Raw genomic sequence first — 7155 nt, forward strand, 5'->3', positions numbered from 1 at the left:
CATGCGGTGATTCCACCTAGAAAAAATGCGAAACAATGGAAAGATACAAAGAGTAGCTCGCTAGAGCGAAATGAATTACTTAGAACAATTAAACGTTTAGGCAGGACACTATGGAAAAAATGGTCAGGCTATCATCGTCGAAGTTTGGTTGAAACTAAGATGCATTGCATCAAATTATTAGGAGATAAACTCAGTGCAAGGAGTTTTGATAGCCAAGTGAATGAGATCCATGCACGTGTAGCAGTCCTTAACAGATTTACGGAATTAGGTCGACCACTTACCCAAGTTACGCCTTAAATTTGGCTCAATTAGGGTAAGCATCCGGCTAACACAGCCTTACCAAGCGATCCTATAAGCCTTAATTTAGTTCCCACCTAAAAACAAGTGGGGACTTAATCCATGAACATGGATATATATTCAGCAACACCTCCTGTTGCTAAAAAACGCCGAAAATACAGCAAAGAATTCAAACTCAGTATTGTCAATGCCTGCAAAAATCCTAATACCTCGATCGCTTCGGTCGCACTGCAACATAGTATTAATGCCAACCTTGTCAGTCGTTGGATCAGGATCTTCAGCCATCATGAGGGTGCCGTGCAGGATCCTACTCATGTGAATCCAGCATTTATTGCTTTGCCTTACACTGCTGCAATCAGCCAACCTATTGATGAGAGGATCACGTTGTGTATCACCGTGCCTCATACGAATAATGATATTCAGCTAAAATGGCAGACATCAGAAATACCTGCCTTGGCAGAATTACTCAAGGCACTTGCAACATGATCCGCATTGATGAAATCTGGTTGTCTACTCAGCCCATGGACATGCGTGCAGGTATGGATACGACCATGGCTCAGGTGGTGAGAGCCTTTGGCTACATCAAACCGCATTGTACTTACCTGTTCTGTAATAAACGTGGCCATCGCATGAAAGTGCTGGTACATGATGGATTGGGCATCTGGCTGTGTGCCCGGCGGCTGGAACAGGGCAAATTTCACTGGGCTCAAGTTCACCAAGGTGAAACCGTGGCCCTCAGCCCGGAACAGTTACAGGCATTAATCCAAGGTTTGCCCTGGCAGCGCATTGGACGACAGCAGGTGGTGACGATGCTTTAAACCAGGCTGTTCCATTCTGCTATTCTCCAAACGTTCTATTTCCTCTGCGTCATGACCTCAGGCATACTGCGGTCATGAATACGCTGCCTGACTTAAGCCAACTGACCCATGAACAACTGCTGGAATTCACCAGGCAGTTGGCGCTGCAGCATCAGTCTCTAGCACAATCAAACCAACAATTGGATGCCAAAGTTCAACATCTTTCTATTCTCAATCAAAAATACGAGCATGAACTGGCGCTGTTTAAAAAGCACAAATTCGCCCAAAGGAATGAACACTTAACGGCAAAACAAATCCATCTGTGGGATGAAGCGGTTGAAGAAGATATTGCCGCGGTTGATCTAGAACTGGAACGGCTAAATGCAGATAAAACCAATGCAGCGACACAGAAAGCCAAAACCAATAAACCTAAACGTCGACCACTGCCAGATCATCTACACACCATCCGTATTGAGAATAGAAAGATGTTCAACCCAATGTGCTTGTGGCTGCCAACTCCGTCGTATCGGCGAAGATGTCAGTGAAAAACTGCATTTCAGACCGGCACAGTTCTATAAGGAACAGCATGTGCGTGGTAAATGGGTCTGTGATCAGTGTGACACTCTGACTCAGCAAGCGATGCCCGCCTATGTGATTGATAAAGGCATTGCTTCACCTGAATTGCTCAGCCATGTGCTGGTATCGAAGTATGCCGATCATTTGCCGCTGTACCGTCAGCGCCTGATCTATCAGCGGGCTGGCATTGATCTGTCCAGATCCACTTTATCTGACTGGATAGGTCGCTGCGGTGTAGAACTGGAACCTCTGGCCAATGCCTTAAAAGAGGTGGTGCTGCAACAGCGGGTGCTGCATGCAGATGAAACACCGGTCACCATCATGCGGATGGGTGAGAATAATAAAAAACCGAAGAAAGGTTATGTCTGGGCCTATGCCACCACACAGTATAATCCAGTTCAGGCGGTGATCTATGACTTTCAGGATAGTCGTTCAGGCCAGCATGCTGAAGAGTTCTTGAAAGGCTGGCAGGGCTATCTAGTCTGTGATGATTACAGTGGTTATAAAGCACGTTTTAAATCAGGCCAGGTGATTGAGGTAGGGTGCATGGCCCATGCACGTCGTAAATTCCATGAACTGCATGTAACTGGGAAAAGTCAGGTTGCTGAACAGGCCTTAGTGCTGATTCAGAAACTGTATGCGATAGAAGCAGAACTCAGGAAAAAGACCGATGGTACAGCGGAAGACCGCCGCGAATACCGACAACAGCATAGTCAACCAGTGATGCAACAACTATATGAATGGCTCAACCAACATCATCTGACAGTGCCATCGAGTTCTCCCACCGCCAAGGCTATCAATTACACTCTGAAGCGTTGGCCAGCCTTAAGCCGCTATCTGGATGATGGCAATCTACCGATATGCAACAATTGGGTAGAGAATCAGATGCGTCCCTGGGCGTTGGGACGCAAGAACTGGCTGTTTGCAAGTTCGCTGCGCAGTGGTCAGCGAGCGGCAAACATCATGACTTTAATCCAGTCAGCAAAGCTGAATGGCTTGGATCCGTATGCCTATTTAAGTGATGTGCTGAAAAGGTTACCGACACACAAAGTGACCCAAATTGAAGAATTGCTGCCGCACTGCTGGAAACCTAAATCGAATTAAAAAATAGGTATGGGATTCAGCGGACGCTTACCAATTAGGGGCGCTTTGCATTTCAAATCTTTGTGCAACAAAGCCGAGAAAATATGTAAAAAACTAAATATTGAACTTACTCCCCATGGATTGAGGAGATCATATAAAACGTTAGCTATTTGGGCAAAAATCAATGAAGGATCTTTAGCACAGATATCAGGTCATAAACCAAGTGCATTAGTTGAAAGGCACTACATCGTACGACCTATGGATATGCTACAAGAAACACTACAAGAATATGAGGATTGGATTTTGCAACAAGTGCGAAATGGCATTAATTGAAATACCTCGACACGGCCTAATGCTAGTCAGTTAAGAAATTGACTGGTATTCTCTTGGGTATTTCTGCGGTTTTCCCTTCACAACCCTAGGGCAACTTCTCGCTCTTCTCTCAGGTAAAATGTATTTCTTGGCTTTTCCAGTAAATTTTCAAAATGCTTGGATAAATTACCTGCTGAATCCAATGAAGTGAATCTTTAAATATTCAGAATACTAATGGATGCAATATGAAAGCTGATTCTCAGAGGACTAGCTTTTGCCCGTTGAGCCATATATTTCATTTGATACTTTGGATGAAGTACAAGATTATGCAGCAAATTGGCTGTGGCATTACAATCATGAAAGACCACACCAGGCCAACAAAGGAAGGCCTCCTCTAATGGCTGCTTAACCTCTACTCTTAACTTCGGTTATTTATGGGAGGATTACCTAGTTTGTATCTTAATTTGCTTAAACTGCCTTGGTTAAAATCATTTTACTTTCTAAACCTCTTAATTTTAAGGAAAAAGAGTATATAGTTACTTTATCAGCACAATATACTCCATTAATTCTTATTACCAATTAACATTTACTCGGCGATTTGGTGCTAAACATTCCACAGTTGAAGTAGATTTGGTTTGACCTTCACACTCTTTATAAATTCGGGTTGTTCCATTGGCATCGACTTTAATGTAATTCGGATCAATCCCCAGTTGAGCTAGCAAATAAGCCACGGTATTCGCACGCTGTGCAGATAAAACCTGGTTATAGTTAAAGTTACCCAATTTATCGGCATAACCCGTCACAGTAACCCGCTGGCTGCCGGACTGCTTAATGGCCTCTGCAATTTCTTCCACGCGGCTAAAGTCACGGTTAATCGCAGACTCATCATAACGGTCAAAGGCGAATAGTACGCTAGCTTGTGCAACTTGGGCATTCAGTCCTCCAACAACCAATGCATTTTTATCTACAGGTTGATTGTTGGCACCATATTGCGCCAAGCCCTGACAGGCTTCACCCTTCCAATAATATGCCTTGGCCAAGTAGTCTTTATCAAAGTCGATACGTAACTGGCAGCGTTTGTATTGCTGGGTTTCAGGCACACGGATATCCAATACATAGTTCCATTCACGAACCCCAAACACGCCTTCGCTAAAATGTGGATGGCCCAAAATATAACGAATTTGGTCTTTGGTTAAGCCATTTTCCAGACGCAGTACCTGATCATATTCATAACGGTGAACTTGATCTAGGTAACTTTTTTTCACTTCTGGAAAAGAAACGGACTCATCAGCCATCTGTAAATTAATCTGCTCTTTTGCATGTGTTAGACCACTCAACACACCAGTTAAAAATACACAGCTTACAATTGTTTTTAATAAAGTTTTCATTGTCATCTCAATTCTTGATTAAATTTAAAAAACAAGTGGGAAAGAGCCACCATGCTCTTTCCCCACCATGCATTAATCAATTACACCACTGATACCAACACGTACACTTGGATCACCTGATGAACCGGCAGCAACACCACCAGTCAATGACCAGCGACCGTTATCCGCAGTTTTACGTAAAGTCAAACCAATTGCATTTTCACCGCCATGATAGGCAGCACCTGCCGCATAAGTGTATTTACCTGGAATGTACGGTGCATTTTCTAATGCCATTGCCGCAGCAATACCTGCATTGGCTTTTTTCTCAACATCATCAATACGTTGATTTGTTGAGTAGAATGCTTGTTGTAACTGATCACCCAAATTTGTAATACGGTTACCCAATGCCTGATCGGCCTGATTTAGCGCACCTAATGCATCACCGACATTGTTATAAGAACCACCATTGACTTGATAATTTGGCGCATCAAAACTTTGCGTGATGTTGTTATAGCCAGCACCGCCGCCTAGGTATTGAGACAACTGCCCCATATTCACAGCATCGCTGTTTTGCACGCCATTGCTGACATTACTCACTACTTTACTGCCTGCATCAATACCGGAAGCGGTCACAGATGGACCATTTTTAATGCTCAAGCCACTGCTATCAACAGTGGTATTGCCAGCAACCACCTTATCAGTCGTTACAGTACCTGCATTAATATCCTTCGCTGTAACACTGTTCAGCGTAATATCATCAGCTGTTGACACCGTATAATTAGTACTGCCATCTGCATTTGAATTGCTCACAACTTTGATATTGCTGCCTTCAGTCACAGTCGATTTAGATTGAACTGCGGTTTTGTTTACTGCTGCAATAGCATCGTTAATATTGCTTTGACCTGTACCACCAATATTACTGAGATTTCCATTGGTGTCATAAGCACCAGCACCCATCATGTCGTGAATTTGACCACCATTCACAGCATCTTGAGAATCGGCAGTAATTTTACCGTCAGCAACATTGGTCACTTTTTGTTTGCCCGCATCGATACCATTTTTGGTTACGCTTGGACCACCCGCAATCGTTAAACCATTATTATCAATTTTGGTGTCTCCGGTCGTTACACTACCAGCTGCACCCAAATCAATATCTTTGTTTAAATCGACAGTAATGTTATTGCCCTGATTTGAAACTGTGACATTGCCATCTTTATTACTGAAATCAACAGTATCGTTTGGCTTCACATTGTTTGCTGTACCGCCATTGGTGCTAACATTCCAGCCTTTATTGGCATTATTAGCCACTTGATTGACTGATTTGATTGCATCATCAATAGTACTTTCACCAGTACCACCAATATTCGACATGCTGAGCAGGCCACCGTTATTGGCTGCATTACCGCCTAAAATAGATGCGACATTACTTTGCGCCCGGTTCAGCTGCTCTTCAGTCGCTGCGCGGCCTTGAGATGCAAAATCACCACTTCCAAGTGTCTTATTACTCAAACCAGTCAATGTACCTTTCACTGAATCTAGCACCAGTGTGTTAGTGCCTTTTACAGTCAATTTACCTGCTTCAAGACTACTGCTGCTCAAGGTATTTCCAGTTGCATTCATTTCAGCTACAAATAAACCCGTATTACTTAATGATGCAGATTTTTTTCCATCCTTGTCTTGTGTAATTATGCCTGTTGCACTCAGAATAGATGTATTACCTAATATATCTGTCGATGTCACCCTGTCAAATACCACATCTTTCTTCGTTGCTACAGTGACCTTATTCCCTGCCTGTTCAACCGCAATGTTGTCACCAGCGATAAACGTTACTGTTTCATCTGGCGTGATCTGTTCAACTGAACTACCTGCCACTGCACCCGTACCAGTTTTATCTGTCGTCAGTTTCCAGCCTGTATTCGCTATCGCTTTTACTGCATCAAGCTGACCACCATTTACTGCTTCTTTAGATCCTGCAGCAACAAGACCATCTGTTACTCCTGTGATCTTACCTGTCGATGCATCTAGCTTAATGCTGCCTGACTGTACCCCTGTCTTGTCAACAGAAACGACTGTACCTGTACCAGCACTATCCTTAATCGATAGACTGCCCGCATTGCTTAAGGACAATGTATCGTTCAGGCTGTATTTGTAGGTATTCGTCAATGCATCATAGGTTGCTGTTGTATTTGTACCATCTGCGAAGTTAACAGTTTCTCCCAGCTGTACATTGTCTGCTGGAGTTACACCATTCACTGCAAAATTCAAACCTTTATCTGCCTGAGTCTTCGCATTAGTCGCAGTGTTATTTACCTGCTGAATTGCATCGTGAACCGTATTGGCTCCTGTAACTCCGCCAATATTGGTTGAAGTTAAATTGCCAGCAGCATCAATCTGTGTGCTGCTCCCCAATACATTCTTCACATTGTTTTGTGCTGTATATAGCTGACTGCCATTCACGGCATCTGTAGATGTTGAATTGACATCCCCAGCTTTAACATTGGTGATCTTCTGATTGCCTGCATTGATCCCTGTTTTGCTGATGCTTGGACTGTTCGCAACCAATGAGCCTGTACCGTCAACAAAGCTTAAGCCGGCATTATTGATGACTGTGCCACCTGCAGTTACACTGTCAAATACCACATCTTTCTTCGTTGCTACAGTGACCTTGTTCCCTGCCTGTTCAACCGCAATGTTGTCACCAGCGATAAACGTTACTGTTTCAT

Annotated in this window: 5 protein-coding genes and 3 pseudogenes; 6 read left to right on the forward strand and 2 right to left on the reverse strand. The window is 43.5% G+C overall.

All coding sequences use genetic code 11. The annotated features are described in order from the left end of the window. The 6 genes and pseudogenes from J582_RS24065 to J582_RS26490 form a co-directional block, all read left to right on the forward strand. On the forward strand, positions 1 to 297 hold a 297-nt coding region (locus tag J582_RS24065), incomplete at its 5' end, for an IS5/IS1182 family transposase (protein WP_019509734.1). A gap of 102 nt (positions 298 to 399) precedes the next feature. Continuing rightward, positions 400 to 783, forward strand: a complete 384-nt coding sequence (locus tag J582_RS0105395; protein ID WP_001055585.1) for a transposase — start codon at positions 400 to 402, stop codon at positions 781 to 783. Continuing rightward, positions 780 to 1115: an IS66 family insertion sequence element accessory protein TnpB gene (gene tnpB / locus J582_RS24070; RefSeq protein WP_000618092.1), complete on the forward strand. Its 336-nt coding sequence runs from the start codon at positions 780 to 782 to the stop codon at positions 1113 to 1115. The genes J582_RS0105395 and tnpB overlap by 4 nt, the downstream gene beginning before the upstream one ends. A 74-nt stretch (positions 1116 to 1189) precedes the next feature. After that, positions 1190 to 2774: pseudogene (locus tag J582_RS0105400) on the forward strand (IS66-like element ISAba25 family transposase). A 72-nt stretch (positions 2775 to 2846) separates the two neighbouring features. Continuing rightward, positions 2847 to 3086 (forward strand): annotated as a pseudogene (locus J582_RS27555) (integrase); the annotation flags it as partial. Between the two features lie 277 nt (positions 3087 to 3363). Next, positions 3364 to 3474: pseudogene (locus J582_RS26490) on the forward strand (integrase core domain-containing protein); the annotation flags it as partial. Positions 3475 to 3637: 163 nt separating this feature from the next. On the opposite strand, the gene tpgA reads toward J582_RS26490, so the two are convergent. Continuing rightward, complete coding sequence (gene tpgA, locus J582_RS24075) at positions 3638 to 4453, reverse strand: trimeric autotransporter adhesin/peptidogylcan-associated protein TpgA (RefSeq protein WP_004681119.1); 816 nt, start codon at positions 4451 to 4453, stop codon at positions 3638 to 3640. Between the two features lie 72 nt (positions 4454 to 4525). After that, positions 4526 to 7155 (reverse strand): YadA-like family protein (locus J582_RS24080; protein ID WP_032048780.1); only part of this gene is annotated, 2630 nt, incomplete at its 5' end.

The sequence above is a fragment of the Acinetobacter sp. 1566109 genome (assembly GCF_000582255.1).
Classification (GTDB): domain Bacteria; phylum Pseudomonadota; class Gammaproteobacteria; order Pseudomonadales; family Moraxellaceae; genus Acinetobacter; species Acinetobacter nosocomialis.

Excerpts from the sequence above, each read along its gene's own strand:
- J582_RS0105395 (WP_001055585.1), top strand. The coding sequence starts at position 400 with ATGAACATGGATATATATTCAGCAACACCTCCTGTTGCTAAAAAACGC.
- tnpB (WP_000618092.1), top strand. The coding sequence starts at position 780 with ATGATCCGCATTGATGAAATCTGGTTGTCTACTCAGCCCATGGACATG.
- tpgA (WP_004681119.1), bottom strand. The coding sequence starts at position 4,453 with ATGAAAACTTTATTAAAAACAATTGTAAGCTGTGTATTTTTAACTGGT.